This window comes from Cobetia sp. PDI-12MA, assembly GCF_059507695.1.
Genome location: NZ_CM183351.1, coordinates 1,020,323 through 1,035,897, shown reverse-complemented (window position 1 = coordinate 1,035,897; position 15,575 = coordinate 1,020,323). Strand labels below are relative to the sequence as shown.

The window sequence follows — 15,575 nt, the reverse complement described above, 5'->3', positions numbered from 1 at the left end:
AAAATTCAGCGATCAAGCACTCAGAGCGCCTCAAGGCGTTTGGCGAGCCAGTCCACCAGCGCCTGGTCCGGACGCGCCTCGACATCCAGCGCCCAGCAGCGCTCATTGGCGAAGCTGCGACACTTGACGGCGTCCTTGGCGGTCATCACCACGGGCAGATTGTCGGAAAAACGCAGATCCGTCGGCGTGAAACGATGGTGGTCCGCCAGCGGGCGCGGCAGATGCTCGACACCGAGATTGGTCAGGGTGCGGAAGAAGCGCTGCGGATTGCCGATACCGGCCAACGCATGCACCTGACCGCTGAACGGCAGCTGGTGGGCAGGATAGCGCACGTCGTCGATCAGGTGGCGCCAATGGACCGGCGTCAGCTTCATGCAATGCGATTCCACCGGCAGACGCGAGCAGTCGATGACCCCGTTGGAGATCACCGCATCGACACTGGCGAGACGCGATAATGGCTCACGCAGCGGCCCGGCGGGCAGGCAGCGCTGATTGCCGAAGGCACGCTCACCGTCCACGACCACCAGCTCGATATCGCGCCCCAGCGCATGGTGCTGAAGGCCATCATCGGAGAGCAGGATGTCGCAGCCCGCGGCAATCAGGCGCCGCGCCGCGCTCGGGCGATCCGGGTCGACCGCCACCGGCAGGCCGGTCTGCTGGGCCAGCATCACCGGCTCATCGCCAGCATGCTGAGGGTCGGTATCGGCCTGCACGTAGAGGGGATAGCGCGGCGAATGCCCGCCGTAGCCGCGCGAGATGATGCCCGGGCGCCAGCCCTGCTCGCTCAACCAGCGCCCCAGCCAGGCGACCAGCGGCGACTTGCCGGTGCCACCGACGGTGATGTTGCCGATCACGATCACCGGCACCGGCGCCTTCCAGACCTCACGCTTGCCGGTGAGATAGGCGTTGCGCTTGCGCGCCACCACATTCCTGTAGACATGTTCCAGCGGGCGCAACAGGTGCAGCCAGCCGGCGCCGCGATACCAGGCGTCTACCAGTCGTTCACTCATGCGTCCGCCGTCTCCCGGAACTGGATGCGATGCAGCGCGGCATAAGCACCTTCCTGAGCAATCAATGATTCGTGGGTGCCGTCTTCGATGATCTCTCCATCATCCATCACCAGGATGCGGTCCGCCTTCTCGATGGTGGACAGACGGTGAGCGATCACGAAGGTCGTCCGGCCCTGACACACTTCTTCCAGCGCGCGCTGGATATAGCGTTCGGATTCGGTATCCAGCGCCGAGGTGGCCTCATCCAGCACCAGAATCGGTGAGTCCTTGTAGATGGCACGTGCGATGGCGATACGCTGACGCTGACCACCGGAGAGCATCACGCCATTGTCGCCGACGATGGTGTCGTAGCCTTCACTCATGCGCTCGATGAATTCGTGGGCATAGGCCGCACGCGCCGCCTCTTCCACCCGCGCCTTGTCGACCTCATCGGTGCCATAGGCGATGTTGGCGGTCAGGTCGGCATTGAACAGGGTGACGTTCTGCGAGACCAGCGCGATCTGCTGACGCATCGGACGCAGCTTGTAGTCCTCGATGGCGACATCGTCGATCAGGAGGCGGCCGGTGGTCGGCGCATAGAAGCGCGGCAACAGGCTCATCAATGTCGACTTGCCCGACCCCGAGCGCCCGACGATGGCGACCATCTGTCCCGGCTTCACCTCCAGATCGATGCCCTTGAGCACCTCCGGCTGATGATCTGCATAGCGGAAGTGGACATTGTCGAAGCGTACACGGCCCTCGAGACGCCCCTCGGGCACCAGGGTGCCGTTGTCCGGCTCTGCCGGCGTATCCAGCAGACCGAACAGTTCTTCCGAGGCCGCCATGCCCTTCTGGATCTCGCCGTTGACTTCGGTCAACTGGCGAACCGGCTTGGCCATCATCGAAGCGGCGGTGATGAAGCCGACGAACTCGCCGGCGCTCATGCCGGCCATCAGTTCCGGCGCCATCGCCAGCCATACCAGCGTGGCAAGCGCCACGGCGATCAACAGCTGGATGACCGGCGTGGCGGTGGCCTTGGTCAGCGCTTCCTTCATCTTCTGCTCGCGGTTGTAATCACTGACCGCCGCGAAGCGTGCCTTCTCGTAATCCTCGGCACCGTGGGTACGCACGACACGATGACCGGACAGCGCCTCGGAGGCCACGTGGGTCACCTCGCCCATCGAGCCTTGGATACGCTTGGAGAGCTTGCGAAAGCGCTTGCTGGCATAGCTGACCACCCAGCCGATCAGCGGCGTGACCGCGATGAACACCAGTGTCAGCTTCCAGTTGGTCCAGAACAGATAACCCAGCAGGCCGAGCACGAAGAAGCCTTCGCGCATGATGATGGTCAGCGCCTTGGTGGCCGCGCCGGTGATCTGCTCGACATGGTAGGTGACGCGAGTGATGAGATGGCCGGTGGAGTTCTCGTCGAAATAGCGCCCCGGCAGGTGCAGCATGTGGTTGAACACCGTGGTACGCAGGGTGTGCACCACGTTGCGTGCCACATCACTCATGCAGTAGGTGCCCAGGAAGGTGCCGACACCGCGCACGGCGAACATGCCGATCACGAACAGCGGCAGGAACAACCTGAACTGGGCATCAGGATTCTGGATGCCGTCGATCAGACGCTTCATCATCTCGGCCAGCGCCGTACTCGAGGCACCGTAGATGATATAGCCGACGATAGCGGCCAGAAACATCTTCCAGTACGGGCGAACATAGCCGAGCAAGCGGCGGTAATGAATCCAGGTGGAGTCGCGACTCACGGGGTCTCCATAGACTTGGGCGGCGCCCTCATGGGGCATCCGGTGATGATGATTCCGTCCCGATACGCGTACTGATGCGCACACGGGTGATACCCACTTCAGCGGCGGCGTCCAGCGCCGTGACCACCTTGGCGTGGGGCGTGCGGCCATCGGCTTCGAGGATCAACCCGAAGCGATCTGCCTGGTCCTTGTACTGCGCAAGTTGCGCTCCCAGTTCATCCTCGCCGAGGCTTGCCTCGCCGAGCGTAAAATCGCCTGCCGCCCCGATGCTCAGGATCAAGGGCGCCTGCTCTACCGTGCTGGCCTGACTGGACTGCGGCAGGATGAGGTCCAGCGCTCGACGGCTATCGAAGGTGGTCGAGACCATGAAGAAGATCAGCAGCAGGAACACCACGTCGATCAGCGGGGTGAGATTGACCTCCACTGACTCACGCTGGCGACGCGGAAACCTCATGACGGCCTCCCGGCACCTGCCCCCTTGCCATCATCGCCACCATAGGGGTCATCGGCGTCACGACGCATGTAGGCCGGCAGGTCTTCCGGCAGTCGCTCATGGGGCTCCGGCACCTGGCCGGGGCGCTGGCCCGGGCGACGGTCGATGCCGTCATGGCTCTCGGCCAGCCCGAGCTCGCCCTGGTGGTGCGAGATATACTCCACCACCTGCCCTGCCTGCTCCTCCATGTTGACGGTGATGTCCTCGACACAGCGCTGGAAATAGCGATGGAACATCAGTGCCGGAATCGCCACCGTCAAACCGGACGCCGTCGTCACCAGCGCCTGGGATATCCCGCCGGCCAGCTCCTGGGCTCGCTCGGCGCTACCTGCATCGACGATCACGGCAAAGACGTCGATCATGCCGACCACCGTGCCCAAGAGCCCCAAAAGCGGCGTGATGGCGGCGATGGTGCCCAGCGGACTCAGGAAGCGCTCCATGTCATGGATGACGGCCACGGCCGACTCCTGCATGCGCGCGCGGACCTGCTCATTGCCCAGGCGCGCATTGCGCAGCCCCGCCGCCAGCACGTTGCCCAGCGGCGAATGACTCTCCAGCCAATAGACATTGACCTGCCCCTGGCTGATCAGTTCACACACTTGCTGTCCCAGCCCCTTCGGCGCGATGCGTCGACGACGCAGCGTCCACAGGCGCTCGAGGATGATGGCCAGTGCCACGACGGAACATCCGAGGATGGGGAGCATCAAGACTCCCCCTGCGTACAAGGCTTCCAGCATGTGACCTCTCCCTTGGTCTCGATGCCTCTTCGGGCACCATTGTTGTCGTGTCAGATGTCACGCGCCATCCCTGTCGCGCAGGCCGTTTGAAACCGCCATGCATCTGATCATTCAGCGGATTTTACCCCAAGGCACCTCACTCCGATACCGCCAGCCCTGCGCGCTGGTTGCAGCCGCTCCCCCTGCGGCGACCACTCCCAGTACAAGGCGCCATCCAGCCCGACATGCCAGAGGCACTCGACATGACGCGCCAGACGCTCCACCACGTCCGGATGCGGGTGGCCATGCGGATTGTAGCGACCGGCGCTGACAATCGCGTGACGTGCCGCCAGGCTTTCAAGCCAGGCATCACCACTGCTGGTGCGGCTGCCGTGATGTGCGACCACCAGCAACGGCAAGCCGCGCCCGGCCAGGCGCTGGCGCAGCGTCTCCTGCAACTCGCGCTCCTGCTGCTGGCCGATATCGCCGGTCAGCAACGCCAGTGGGCGCGCGCCATGTGCTATCAAGACCACGCAGGAGTGCGCGTTGTCACGTCGAGTCGTCAACCCTGCTGGCGGCCACAGCATCTCGAGACGTACGGGGCGGCCCTGCAGCTGACCGAGGGTGATGCTGCGCCCGGCGACACACTCCCGCATCGCCACCTCATCGAGCCAGCTTACCTGACGCTCCAGTCGCGCCCGCTGCCCGGCCGGCACCCACAGGGCGGCGATCTCCTCGGCAGACAAGGCCTGCAGACCGCCGGCGTGATCGCCATCCCCGTGACTCATGATCACGCCGATGGGTTCTCCCGCCACGAATGGCGCCCCCGGCAAGCGGGCGCCGGTATTGCGCGACGCCGCCCCCAGGTCATAACGCCAGTACTTCGGCATCTGCCGTGACCCACCTGTCGACTCGCTTGCGCTCGGCGCCAGATGACTGCGCAGCGACAGTGCCAGCCCCTGCCCGACATCGTGTACCGTCAGACTGAGCGCGGGCGCCCGGGGCGAGACCGAAGCGGCTTCTGTCGCGCGCGTGACGGTGGCCAACGCAGGCGGTGACCACGGCGAGGCCAGCGCCGCCAGCGTCAGCCCCCAGCAGAGCGCCACGCTGCCACACAGGCGTTTCAGACGGCCATCCAGGCCCGGCACACCCTCCGCCAGCCAGGCACCCAACAGGGCCATGACCGCGAGCGTCTGAATCAAGGCCGAGGGAGTAGTGTCTGTCTGGCCCGCCGCCATAGGCACCTGTGGCCAGCGCCCTTGCGTCGATGCCAGCGAGGACAATACCTCCATCGTCTGCGCCATGCCCTGCGCCAGCAGCTGCCATAGACGACTGCTGAATACACCGTCGGCGAGCATCGCCGCGAGCCATGACGGGACAAGTCCCGTGAACAGCAACAGCTGCTCGAGCCCCGCAAGCCCCCAGCCCAGCATGCCAATCGGCACGATCAATAGCGTCACCAGGAGCGCCATCACCAGATTCATCGGCAGCGAAAGCCAGGACAACTGGCCGCGTGAAAGCAACAGGGCCGCCCCCATGACCAGCGTCAGCAGCCACTGGCTGCGCAACGTGGCCAGACACCAGCCGCGCAATCCCAGCGGACGCGAGCGGCCCTGCCAGGCCAGCAGCAACACCGCCACGGCGATGAATGACAACCAGGTGCCCGGGCGCCATAGCGCCAGCGGGTCCAGACCCAGCACCAGAATCAGCGCCAGCATCCAGACCTGCCAGACACCCAGACCGCTGCGACCACTGGCCATCCAGAGCCCGACCATCACCATCAAGGCGGCACGCAGGGCCGGAGGCGCCAGGCCTGCCAGCAAGGCGAAACTCCAGGCCGCCAGACAGGCAAGCCACCAGGGCGCGACGCTGAATCGCCACCCGCCCGGGCGCCAGAGGCGCAGCACGCCGAAACTCAGCCCCAGCACCAGGCTGGCCATCAGGCCGACATGCAGCCCCGACACCACCACCAGATGCGTCAGTCCCGTGGCGTTCAGCGTGTCCCAGTCGTCATGGGTCAGCGCCGAGACCTTGCCCAGCGTCAATGCCGCCAGCCATCGACAGGGCGAGTCCGGCCAGTCGACCAGCGCCCCGCCTTCGCCGCAGCGCTGCCACAGAGCCTGCTCGGCATGAAGGCGCAGTGCTGCCAGCCCGCCTGGCGGCGCCAGGCGCTGCGCAAGGGACAGTTGGCGCACGTAACCCGTCGCAACGATACCTTCACGCCATAGCCAGGCGACACGGTCAAACTCCGCTGGGCTCGCTGAGCGCCCGAAGGCAGGGTTGCTGGCACCATGAGGCGGCACCAGACGCACGACCATGCGCCAACGCTCACCGGCCTGCCAGGGAGTCGCCAGCGCCTCGCGTGTCGCGACATTGCGGGGCAGCTTGCGTGGCCAGTAACGTCGAAGCTGGACCCGCTGATCCACCAGCCGCTGACAGGCTGCCTGACGCCCGGCATCAGCGGCGGGCTCCCCCGTCGGCTGGAAGAGACCACAGCGCGAGACACGCAACACCAGGCGCACCGAGTCATCAGGCGTCGGCAGTGCGCGATTGACCTGTTCGACCTGGCCTTCCAGCCACAGCTCCTGCCGTGTAAGCGCCTCAGCCATCACCAGCGGCTGCTGATGAAGGCCAATCACCAGTCCGAACCCCAGCGCTGCCGACAGTCGCAGGCTCAAGACTCCGAGCCGAGAGCGGCGTGACTCGGCACCGGGAGCTGGATGCGGAAAAGCACGAGTGAGCGTGGCTGCCAAGGCCCCGGCTACCATCAGCCAGCAGAGCAGCAAGGCGAGCAACAGCAGGTTGTCGCTCAGCGTCATGAAGGCGGCCCAGCCGTGCGCCCCGCCCTCTTGCGCGCCGAACCCTGCCGATGAGCGTGATTGCCAATCCGCGCCCCACTCACCCTGACGTGACAGCCAGATCCCCGCCACCAGTCCCGCCAGCTGCTGGGCCAGCGAGGCCGGTGACAGCCACAATCGAGCGGGATGGGACGATTTATTCACGGTGGCGCCTGACATGTTTCTGGCCTCTTGCAAGGTCACCCATGGCTCAGCCCGTCAGGCATGGCGCGGGCTTTGCTGCGCTCAGTGTCGAATCGAGACACGCGGGTTGCAGATCACGAACCGGATAACTGCGCAGTCAGCATGGCAGTCCTGCAGCCATGTATGGATAATGGCCGGCGTTGAATGCCAAATGGCCAAGTCATGCCTCGTCGTCTACTCAAGCGGCTCCTGCCGGAACCGGATGCGCTCAAGCGCAAGAAGTCGCTGCGCTTCATGCATCACCTGATCGCCGATCCCGCACTGTGGGCGTTGTCGCGACGCACCGTGGCCAATGCCTGCATGGTGGGGCTGTTCTGTGCGCTGCTGCCGATTCCCTTCCAGATGGTGGTGGCCGCCTTCGGCGCCTGGGCTCTGCGCTGCAATCTCGCGCTGTCGGTAGGGCTGGTGTGGGTGACCAACCCGCTGACCATGCCGGTGGTCTACTACGCCACCTACCGCGTGGGCGCCTGGATGCTCGACACGCCCGCACGCGTGATGCCGGAACAGGTCTCCGCGGCCTGGTTCGCCAACCAGCTGGAAGACATCCTGCCCGCCCTGGCGCTGGGCTCGCTGGTCAGCGCCGTCGTCCTCGCACTGCTGGCCAACATGCTGGTCCGCCTCTTGTGGCGCTATCAGGTAGTGCGCAACTGGCGCAGCCGCCGCAAGGCGCGCCTGGCCGCCAGGCGTTGCAGCAAGGAGCAGTCGTCACGCCAGAACGCTGCGCAGGACACGGACAAGCTCTGAACGCTGCCGACAGACACGCATGAAAAACGCCCCGCCATCGAGAGATGGCGGGGCGTTTGGCTTTCTGGCTAGCGTGAATCAGGCAGCGGCTCGATTCAGCCCTCGTGCAGCTTGCCGCCGTCCAGGCGCAGCACACGGTGCTGGTGCGCGGCCAGACCGTTGTCGTGGGTCACGATGATGAAGGCCGCCTGCGCTTCACGCGCGATGTCATCCATCAGCTCGAGAATGCGCGCCGCCGTGGTCTGATCCAGGTTGCCGGTCGGCTCATCCATCAGCACCAGACTCGGGTCCGTCACCAGCGCACGCGCGATGGCGACGCGCTGGCGCTCCCCCCCGGACAGCTCGCCCGGCTTGTGATCGGCGCGCGGCGCCATGCCGACCCGCTCCAGCAGCTTGCGCGCCTTGACGGCAGCCTCGGAACGCTTGTGGCCACGGATGATCAACGGCATCGCCACGTTCTCTTCGGCACTGAATTCCGCCAGCAGATGGTGGAACTGATACACGAAGCCGATGTGCTGATTGCGGAAGCTGCCCAGCGCCGACTCGCTGAGTTCGGACAGGCGCTGGCCGGCCACCTTCACGATGCCCTGGGTGGGATGGTCCAGTCCACCGAGCAGATTGAGCAGCGTGGTCTTGCCGGAGCCGGAGCTGCCGACCACGGCGACCCGTTCGCCGGCATGCACGCGCAGCTCCAGCTCGTCGAGGACCTGCACCTCTCGCGGGCCCTCATCGTAACTGCGGCTCAGGCGCTCACAGATCAGCATCGGCTTGCCGTGGGCCTGACCCGGCGCGTGAGTGTCAGAAGCCGGCGTCGGCATGGCGGTGTCTCCAGCAGCGGAACGGATGGATGCATCAGACGGTGTCGACGGATTACTCATAGCGCAGCACCTCCGCCGGCTGGATGCGCGAGGCGCGCCAGGCCGGATACAGCGTCGACAGGAAGCTCAGCACCAGCGCGGAGCCGATGATGATGCCCATGTCGCTCATCTCGAGGCGCGATGGCAGATAGCTGATGAAGTAGACGTTGGGGTCCAGGAACTGGATACCGAAGGTCGACTGCACCCAGGCGATGATGTCGGAGACGCTCAGCGCCAGCGCCACCCCGGCGATGGCGCCGATGATGATGCCCAACACGCCGATGGTCAGCCCCTGCACGATGAAGATGCCCATGATGGAACCGGGCCTGGCCCCGAGGGTACGCAGGATGGCGATGTCGGCGTGCTTGTCCGTCACCATCATCACCAGTGTCGAGACGATGTTGAAAGCCGCGACGGCGACGATCACCATCAGCAGCAGGCCGATCATGTTCTTCTCCATCTGGATGGCGGCGAACAGGTTGCCGTGGGTACGCTTCCAGTCCATGCCGCGATACTGCGGCCCCAGCTGGCTGACGATGTCACGCGTGACCTGATCGGCGCTGAACAGGTCATCGAGCTTCAGGCGCACCCCCTGGACGTCACCCTCATTGAAGCGTGCCAGCTTGGCCATGTCCGAGATATCGGTGTAGGCAAGGCTGGCATCGACGTCCGCACCGACCTTGAAGATACCGGTCACCGTGAAGCGCTTGAGACGCGGGAAGATGCCTCCCGGCGTGATGGAGGCCTCGGGCACCAAGAGCGTGACGCGGTCCCCCACGCCGACGCCCAGATTGCGCGCCAGCAGCTCGCCCATCACGATGCCCCAGCTGCCGGGCGTGAGATCCGCCAGGCTGCCCTGCACCATGTGCTCGCTGATGATAGAGACCTGGTCCTCCGCGGACGGATCGATACCGGTGACCAACGCACCCTTGTTGCGGCCGTTGGTGGTGAACATGCCCTGCTGCTCGATATAGGGTGCCGCACCGACGACATGCGGCTTCTCGCGCAGCTTGCCGGCCAGCGTCTCCCAGTCGGTGACGCTGTCACGCGCCTCGACGCGCACATGCGGCACCATGCCCAGCACGCGGGTGCGCAGCTCGTGGTCGAAGCCGTTCATCACCGACAGCACCAGAATCAGCACGGCGACACCCAGCGACAGCCCCAGCATCGAGGTCAAGGAAATGAAGGAAATGAAATGGTTACGGCGCTTGGCGCGGGTATAGCGCAGGCCGATCAGAAAGGGTAGGCGATCCAGCAGCATCGAAGTCGATTCCTTGGGTCAGGGTCGCGGGCCATGATACGCATTCCGCAGGCTCGGCGCATGGAGCCATATTCGAACGCAGTTTGCCAGCCTTCGTCTGTGGCCAACATGAACCGCCAGCATGGCAAGACATGTGTAAGTCAGGCACCACAGGGCTAGCGTCGGCGCATGGCTCTGCTATCATCGCGCGCCGAGTCCGCGGCATTGCGGCTTGCGCCTTTATCGTTACCTCTTCATCAGGGAGATGCCCATGGCCACCCGTCTGCTCGCCGAATGGCACCCGCAGGACGCCATCCAGCTCAGCTGGCCCAGCCCGCACAGTGACTGGAGCGAGATGCTCGAGAGCATCGAAGCCACCTGCGAGGCCATGGTGATCGCCATCAGCCGCTATCAGCACGTACTGATCAGCGTCAGCGATGACGCCACCCGCGAGCGCCTTGCCGCACGCTTCGCCGGTTTCGGCGTGCCCGCCGAGCGCCTGCATCTTTTCGTGGCGCCGCTGGATGACACCTGGACGCGCGACCATGGCCCCATCACCATCGAACGTGATGGCCAGCCGGTGCTGCTCGACTACACCTTCACCGGCTGGGGCGGCAAGTTCGAGGCCGCCCGCGACAATGCCCTGACCCGCGCCCTCGCCGCGCAGGGGGCTTACGCAAGCCCGGTGGAAAGTCGCGACTTCATTCTGGAAGGCGGCGGCATCGAGAGCGACGGTCAGGGCACCCTGCTGACCACCGAGGCCTGCCTGCTCAACGACAACCGCAATGCCGGCCTGAGCCGCGCCCAGGTCGAGGCGCAACTCAAGGCCGATTTCGGGGTCAAACGCGTGCTGTGGCTCGCCAATGGCCATCTGGAAGGCGATGACACCGACAGCCATGTCGACACCCTGGCGCGCTTCTGCGACCCGCGCACCATCGCCTATGTCCGCTGCGATGATCGCGACGACCCGCATTACCCGGCGCTCAAGGCGATGGAAGCCGAGCTTGAAGCACTGCGCGATGCCAACGGCGACCCGTACTTCCTGGTGCCGCTGCCGTGGCCGGATGCCTGCTTCGATCCGGACGACAGCCATCGTCTGCCGGCGACCTACGCCAACTTCCTGATCATCAATGGGGCCGTGCTGGTGCCGACCTACGCCGATCGTCACGACATGATCGCTCTCAAGGCCCTCGCCAGCGCCTTCCCCAAGCGTGACATCATTCCGGTCGATTGCCGCGCCGTGATTCGCCAGCATGGCAGCCTGCACTGCATGACCATGCAACTGCCCAAGGGCACGCTGGCCACCTCGAACACCTCTCAAGGAGCACTGTGATGACTGCTTCCCGCCGTACACTCAAGGTCGGTGTCGTCCAGCAACAGGGCTGGCCCGACAAGGATACAAGTCTGGCGGCCAGCGAAGCCGCCATTCGTCGCCTTGCCGCCGATGGCGCTGAGCTTGTGATGCTGCAGGAGCTGCATGCCAGCCACTACTTCTGCCAGACCGAAGACACCGAGATCTTCGATCTCGCCGAACCCCTCGACGGCCCGACCACCCAGCGTCTGGCCGGGCTGGCCGCCGAACTCGGCCTGGTGATCGTCGGCTCCATCTTCGAGCGCCGCGCGGCGGGCGTGTATCACAATACCGCCGTGGTGCTCGACAAGGCCGCTGGCCTGGTCGGCACCTTCCGCAAGATGCACATTCCGGATGACCCCGGCTTCTACGAGAAGTTCTACTTCACGCCGGGCGATGCGCCCAGCGCACAGTCCCCGCGCCGCGGCTTCGAGCCCATCGACACCTCGGTCGGCCGTCTGGGCGTGCAGGTCTGCTGGGACCAGTGGTATCCCGAAGGCGCACGCCTGATGGCGCTGGCCGGTGCCGAGATGCTGCTCTACCCCACCGCCATCGGCTGGGACCCGCGCGACGATGAAGCCGAGCAGACACGCCAGAAGGATGCCTGGACCCTGATCCAGCGCAGCCACGGCGTCGCCAATGGCGTGCCGGTGATCGTCGCCAACCGCGTCGGTCATGAAGCGGACCCGACGCCTGCCAGCGAAGGCATCCACTTCTGGGGCGGCAGCTTCATCTGCGGCCCCCAGGGCGAGCTGCTGGCGCATGGCGGCACCGGGCCCGAGGAGCTGCTGGTCGAGCTGGACCTGGCGCGTGGCGAGGACGTGCGCCGCATCTGGCCTTACCTGCGCGATCGTCGCATCGATGCCTACGGTGATCTCACCGAGCGCTATCGCGACCGCTGAGCCCATCGGGCTTTGCCGGCCTGACAACAACGCGCTGTCGAGATCATACAGACCCGCAGAGACAGGAGGGCGCCCAGCGAGGCGCCCTCTTCTGTTTCGATCTGTCGGCGTAGCCGGCCTCTTCCGCCCGCCACCCCGGGTGATTCAGTCTCTCGGAGCCCCTCTTCTGGTCCCCGCATGCCGCCGTGGCCTGACTTGCCATCCCGGTCACGCTAGGCTAAACAAGATAACGCGATAAAAAATCACGTCTCCCTTGCTGCAATCAGGACGCAGAGCATGCCCGAATACCAGTTGATGGCCAGAATAGAAGCGGCCTTCGATACGCAGATCAGCGCCGCCGATCAGGTCATCACCGCGGTCAGAGAAGAGAATTCGCCACTCTGGCGACTGGATGGCGTCAGTGCCGATAGCGAATGGCTCAGCCAGGCGTTGCAGGATGTATGGTATCAGGATGGCCAGGACGGCCGAGTCACCCGCCCTTACCTGGGCGTGGTCGCCGCAGGCCCGACGGTGATCGAGCGCGTCGCGGCACTCAACGCGGCCAAGGAGCAACTGGCGGAGCTCTTCGCCGAGCTGCGCGAGAAATATCCCGACCAACTGGCCGAACTGAAGGCGATACTGCCCTTCCGCCACCCGGGGCTGAATCAGCACCTGAGGGGCGATGGCCTGGCGCGACTGCATCTCAAGCAGTGCTGGCGGCGGGTGCCGGTGGCAGAAGCGCCGGTGGCGCGGGTGCGCTTCGCCTGGTACAGCTCCGGACGCTCGATCCAGCGCGTCAGCGTGGCGGAGTGTGAAGCCTTGCTGATGAAACTGGATACCGAGGCCGAGCACGTACGCCTGCAGCTCAAGCTGCTGGCTGGCCTGCCATCGGATGAGATTCTGGCCCGCATCCAGCCCCAGGCACCGCTGATGCGAGCCAACCTGTTCTATCGTGAGCCGGTGATGCGCGAAGACGGCGAGCTACGCACACGCCGCGCGCTGAATGTCTCTCTGCCGCTGTTCCTGCCGCATGATGACCTGCGTCTGCCTGCACTCAATCAGCCAAGCCCGACGCCGCCCACCGAGCGCACACGCGCCCGCCGCGGTGACGTACGCATCGAGGACACGCCCTTCCTCAAGAGTCTGCGCGTGCATCGCTATCGCTGATCCCTGGAGCAAGAGAGCCGGAGAGACAGCCAGGCCGTGAAGACGCCCGCTAGAGGTCCAGCGCCGATTCGGGCATCCGCTTGAGGTGCATGCGGCGCGCCAGGCGAATCACCGGCTTGAGCGTCAGCTGCAGCGAGCCGATCACGAACAGCCAGATGCCCAGCGTCATCCACTCTTCCCAGAAGAAGCACACGCTGCCGATCGTGAACAGCAGGCCCAGCACCAGCTCATTGATGATGCTGGCCAGCTCATAACGGCGATGGATGATCAACTCCTCATGGCCAAGCCGCAGCGTCAGGTCCGAGGTCGGATCATCCTGCAGTGTCTCGCGTGACTGCGTGCCCGACTGCCGAGTGTCGTGTTGCCGTGAATCATCCTGCATGCGTCATTTCCTCAAGGCTCATCAACAAGGTTGCTCAATTGGGAGCCCGACAACCACAAGGCCCCGACATCAATGATGTCGGGGCCTTGTGGTATGCCTTCAAGTCAGCGGGCGCGAGGCCCGCGCCGCTCAGAACAGACGGTTGAGTCCGTTCATGGCCGCGACCCGGTAGGCTTCCGCCATGGTCGGGTAGTTGAAGGTGGTGTTGACGAAGTACTTGAGCGTATTCGCCTCCCCCTTCTGCTGCATGATGGCCTGACCGATGTGCACGATCTCGGAGGCCTGGTCACCGAAGCAGTGGATGCCGAGAATTTCCAGCGTATCGCGATGGAACAGGATCTTGAGCATGCCGACGGTATCGCCGGTGATCTGGGCGCGGGCGGTGTCCTTGAAGAACGCCTGCCCCACTTCGTAGGGGATGCGCGCCTCGGTCAGTTCGGACTCGCCACGCCCCACCGAGCTGATCTCGGGGATGGTGTAGATGCCGGTCGGCACCTCATTGACGAACTTGAACTCTTCCCCCAGCAGGTTGGCCGACGCGAAGCGGCCCTGATCGTAGGCGGCAGATGCCAGGCTCGGCCAGCCGATCACATCGCCCACCGCATAGACGTGGTCCAGCTCGGTGCGGTACTGATCATCGACGGTCAGCTGACCGCGGCCGTTGGCCTGCAGACCGACATTCTCGAGACCGAGGCTGTCGGTGTTGCCGGTACGACCGTTGGCCCACAGGAAGGCGTCTGCACGCAGCTTCTTGCCGGACTTGAGGTGTACGACCACGCCGGACTCGTCGCCCTCGATGCGATCGTATTCCTCGTTGTGACGCACCAGCACGCCGTTGTTGCGCAGGTGATAGGACAACGCGTCGGAAATCTCGTTATCCAGGAAGGACAGCAGACGATCACGCGTATCGATCAGGTCGACCTTGACGCCAAGGCCGGAGAAGATCGAGGCGTATTCGGAGCCGATGACACCGGCGCCGTAGATGATCAGCGTGCGCGGTGTGTGCGACAGGCCCAGGATGGTATCGGAGCAGTAGATGCGCGGGTGGCGGAAGTTGACGTCCGCCGGGCGGTAAGGACGTGAGCCGGTGGCGATCACGACCTTCTCCGCATGCAGCTCCTCGACCCCTTCATGGGCATCGCGCACCACGACGGTGTGCTCGTCCTTGAAGCGGGCGGTACCGAAGAATACATCGATGCGATTGCGGGCGTAGAAGCGCGTACGCATCTCGACCTGCTGCTCGATGGTGCGGCGTGAACGCTCCAGTACCTTGGGGAAGGAGAACCAGCGCGGCTCGCCGATATCGCGGAACATGCGATTGGTGTTGAACTCGATGATCTGCTTGACCGCGTGGCGCAGCGCCTTGGAAGGGATGGTGCCCTTGTGGGTACAGTTGCCGCCCACGGAAGACTGAGCCTCGATCACGGCGACACGCTTGCCATGCTTGGCCGCGTTGACTGCCGCGCTTTCCCCTGCCGGGCCGGTACCGATCACGACGACATCGTAGTTATAGACTGCCATGAGACTCGCTTTGCTCCTTGATTGTTCGTAGACCGGCCCTGACACGTACGGTCTCACCTCGCGGTGACACTGCCATGTCAGGGCCGGTAGCAGGCCTTGCGGCCGGCGGGCTCTGAGCCATCAGAGCAGAAATCAGCGACGTGCGGCGTCGTAGGCCAGATCGCTGGCCGGCTTGCCGCCACTCTCTGCCATCAGACGCTGGCGATCCTGCTCCTTCTCGCATTCCTCGTCCTTGCCGCCACAGATGTCACAGCCATCCTTGAGGCCGAGGTTGTTGAGACCACCGCAGGAGCCGGCGATCGGCTTGCGGCCCATCAGGACACCGACGGCCATCACGCCAATCAGCAGCAACATCGCGGCGAATACCAGTAACCAGATCGTCATGTCATTCCTCCCGGGGCATGGCCCCATTGTGAACCTCTCGAGC

General features: G+C 64.8%; 14 protein-coding genes. 4 read left to right on the top strand and 10 right to left on the bottom strand.

Translation table 11 applies throughout. The features are described 5' to 3' along the window. Positions 1-20: 20 nt before the first annotated feature. The 5 genes from lpxK to AC5WNI_RS04435 form a co-directional block, all read right to left on the bottom strand. Complete coding sequence (gene lpxK / locus AC5WNI_RS04455; protein WP_175088210.1) at positions 21-1,010, bottom strand: tetraacyldisaccharide 4'-kinase; 990 nt, start codon at positions 1,008-1,010, stop codon at positions 21-23. Then, positions 1,007-2,755, bottom strand: a complete 1,749-nt coding sequence (msbA, locus tag AC5WNI_RS04450) for a lipid A export permease/ATP-binding protein MsbA (RefSeq protein WP_282627807.1) — start codon at positions 2,753-2,755, stop codon at positions 1,007-1,009. The genes lpxK and msbA overlap by 4 nt, the downstream gene beginning before the upstream one ends. Positions 2,756-2,783: 28 nt before the next feature. Further along, positions 2,784-3,209 (bottom strand): ExbD/TolR family protein, encoded by a 426-nt coding sequence (locus tag AC5WNI_RS04445; protein ID WP_175088212.1) that lies wholly within the window; start codon positions 3,207-3,209, stop codon positions 2,784-2,786. Beyond that, the gene (locus tag AC5WNI_RS04440) at positions 3,206-3,985 is read right to left on the bottom strand and encodes a MotA/TolQ/ExbB proton channel family protein (RefSeq protein ID WP_082388116.1); all 780 of its coding nucleotides are present in this window, start codon (positions 3,983-3,985) and stop codon (positions 3,206-3,208) included. The genes AC5WNI_RS04445 and AC5WNI_RS04440 overlap by 4 nt, the downstream gene beginning before the upstream one ends. Positions 3,986-4,092: 107 nt before the next feature. Next, positions 4,093-6,966 carry a ComEC/Rec2 family competence protein gene (locus AC5WNI_RS04435; protein ID WP_495928810.1) on the bottom strand — a complete coding sequence of 958 codons (2,874 nt, stop codon included), beginning with the start codon at positions 6,964-6,966 and terminating at the stop codon, positions 4,093-4,095. Positions 6,967-7,167: 201 nt separating this feature from the next. On the opposite strand from AC5WNI_RS04435, the gene AC5WNI_RS04430 reads away from it, so the two are divergent. Further along, positions 7,168-7,749, top strand: coding sequence for a DUF2062 domain-containing protein (locus AC5WNI_RS04430; protein WP_495928808.1), 582 nt, complete (start codon positions 7,168-7,170; stop codon positions 7,747-7,749). 95 nt (positions 7,750-7,844) lie between these two features. Here the strand turns inward: AC5WNI_RS04430 and AC5WNI_RS04425 are convergent, their stop codons facing one another. After that, positions 7,845-8,567: an ABC transporter ATP-binding protein gene (locus AC5WNI_RS04425; RefSeq protein WP_495928807.1), complete on the bottom strand. Its 723-nt coding sequence runs from the start codon at positions 8,565-8,567 to the stop codon at positions 7,845-7,847. Positions 8,568-8,619: 52 nt separating this feature from the next. Beyond that, entirely contained in the window at positions 8,620-9,864 is a 1,245-nt protein-coding gene (locus AC5WNI_RS04420) for a lipoprotein-releasing ABC transporter permease subunit (RefSeq protein ID WP_175088376.1), read from the bottom strand. Positions 9,865-10,117: 253 nt separating this feature from the next. Here AC5WNI_RS04420 and AC5WNI_RS04415 point away from each other — a divergent pair, with 253 nt between their 5' ends. The 3 genes from AC5WNI_RS04415 to AC5WNI_RS04405 all read left to right on the top strand — a co-directional run bounded on the left by AC5WNI_RS04415 (position 10,118) and on the right by AC5WNI_RS04405 (position 13,245). After that, positions 10,118-11,179, top strand: coding sequence for an agmatine deiminase family protein (locus AC5WNI_RS04415; RefSeq protein WP_107335343.1), 1,062 nt, complete (start codon positions 10,118-10,120; stop codon positions 11,177-11,179). Next, positions 11,179-12,099 carry a carbon-nitrogen hydrolase gene (locus AC5WNI_RS04410; protein ID WP_495928805.1) on the top strand — a complete coding sequence of 307 codons (921 nt, stop codon included), beginning with the start codon at positions 11,179-11,181 and terminating at the stop codon, positions 12,097-12,099. Before AC5WNI_RS04415 ends, AC5WNI_RS04410 begins: the two co-directional genes overlap by 1 nt. A gap of 276 nt (positions 12,100-12,375) precedes the next feature. After that, on the top strand, positions 12,376-13,245 hold the full coding sequence (locus AC5WNI_RS04405) for a DNA replication terminus site-binding protein (protein WP_043331911.1): 870 nt from the start codon (positions 12,376-12,378) through the stop codon (positions 13,243-13,245). Between the two features lie 49 nt (positions 13,246-13,294). On the opposite strand, the gene AC5WNI_RS04400 is transcribed toward AC5WNI_RS04405, so the two are convergent. From AC5WNI_RS04400 to nqrM, 3 genes are all read right to left on the bottom strand, one after another. Next, positions 13,295-13,627 carry a YrhK family protein gene (locus tag AC5WNI_RS04400; protein ID WP_175088219.1) on the bottom strand — a complete coding sequence of 111 codons (333 nt, stop codon included), beginning with the start codon at positions 13,625-13,627 and terminating at the stop codon, positions 13,295-13,297. Positions 13,628-13,756: 129 nt separating this feature from the next. Beyond that, entirely contained in the window at positions 13,757-15,148 is a 1,392-nt protein-coding gene (gene sthA / locus AC5WNI_RS04395; protein WP_043331912.1) for a Si-specific NAD(P)(+) transhydrogenase, read from the bottom strand. Between the two features lie 132 nt (positions 15,149-15,280). Next, positions 15,281-15,532: a (Na+)-NQR maturation NqrM gene (gene nqrM, locus AC5WNI_RS04390; RefSeq protein WP_043331913.1), complete on the bottom strand. Its 252-nt coding sequence runs from the start codon at positions 15,530-15,532 to the stop codon at positions 15,281-15,283. Positions 15,533-15,575: the final 43 nt, after the last annotated feature.

Bases quoted from the DNA above. Each gene is read 5' to 3' on its own strand.
- AC5WNI_RS04440 (WP_082388116.1), bottom strand. From the start codon at position 3,985: ATGCTGGAAGCCTTGTACGCAGGGGGAGTCTTGATGCTCCCCATCCTC.
- lpxK (WP_175088210.1), bottom strand. From the start codon at position 1,010: ATGAGTGAACGACTGGTAGACGCCTGGTATCGCGGCGCCGGCTGGCTG.
- AC5WNI_RS04415 (WP_107335343.1), top strand. From the start codon at position 10,118: ATGGCCACCCGTCTGCTCGCCGAATGGCACCCGCAGGACGCCATCCAG.
- AC5WNI_RS04410 (WP_495928805.1), top strand. From the start codon at position 11,179: ATGACTGCTTCCCGCCGTACACTCAAGGTCGGTGTCGTCCAGCAACAG.
- sthA (WP_043331912.1), bottom strand. From the start codon at position 15,148: ATGGCAGTCTATAACTACGATGTCGTCGTGATCGGTACCGGCCCGGCA.
- AC5WNI_RS04400 (WP_175088219.1), bottom strand. From the start codon at position 13,627: ATGCAGGATGATTCACGGCAACACGACACTCGGCAGTCGGGCACGCAG.
- AC5WNI_RS04430 (WP_495928808.1), top strand. From the start codon at position 7,168: ATGCCTCGTCGTCTACTCAAGCGGCTCCTGCCGGAACCGGATGCGCTC.
- AC5WNI_RS04445 (WP_175088212.1), bottom strand. From the start codon at position 3,209: ATGAGGTTTCCGCGTCGCCAGCGTGAGTCAGTGGAGGTCAATCTCACC.
- nqrM (WP_043331913.1), bottom strand. From the start codon at position 15,532: ATGACGATCTGGTTACTGGTATTCGCCGCGATGTTGCTGCTGATTGGC.
- AC5WNI_RS04405 (WP_043331911.1), top strand. From the start codon at position 12,376: ATGCCCGAATACCAGTTGATGGCCAGAATAGAAGCGGCCTTCGATACG.
- AC5WNI_RS04425 (WP_495928807.1), bottom strand. From the start codon at position 8,567: ATGCCGACGCCGGCTTCTGACACTCACGCGCCGGGTCAGGCCCACGGC.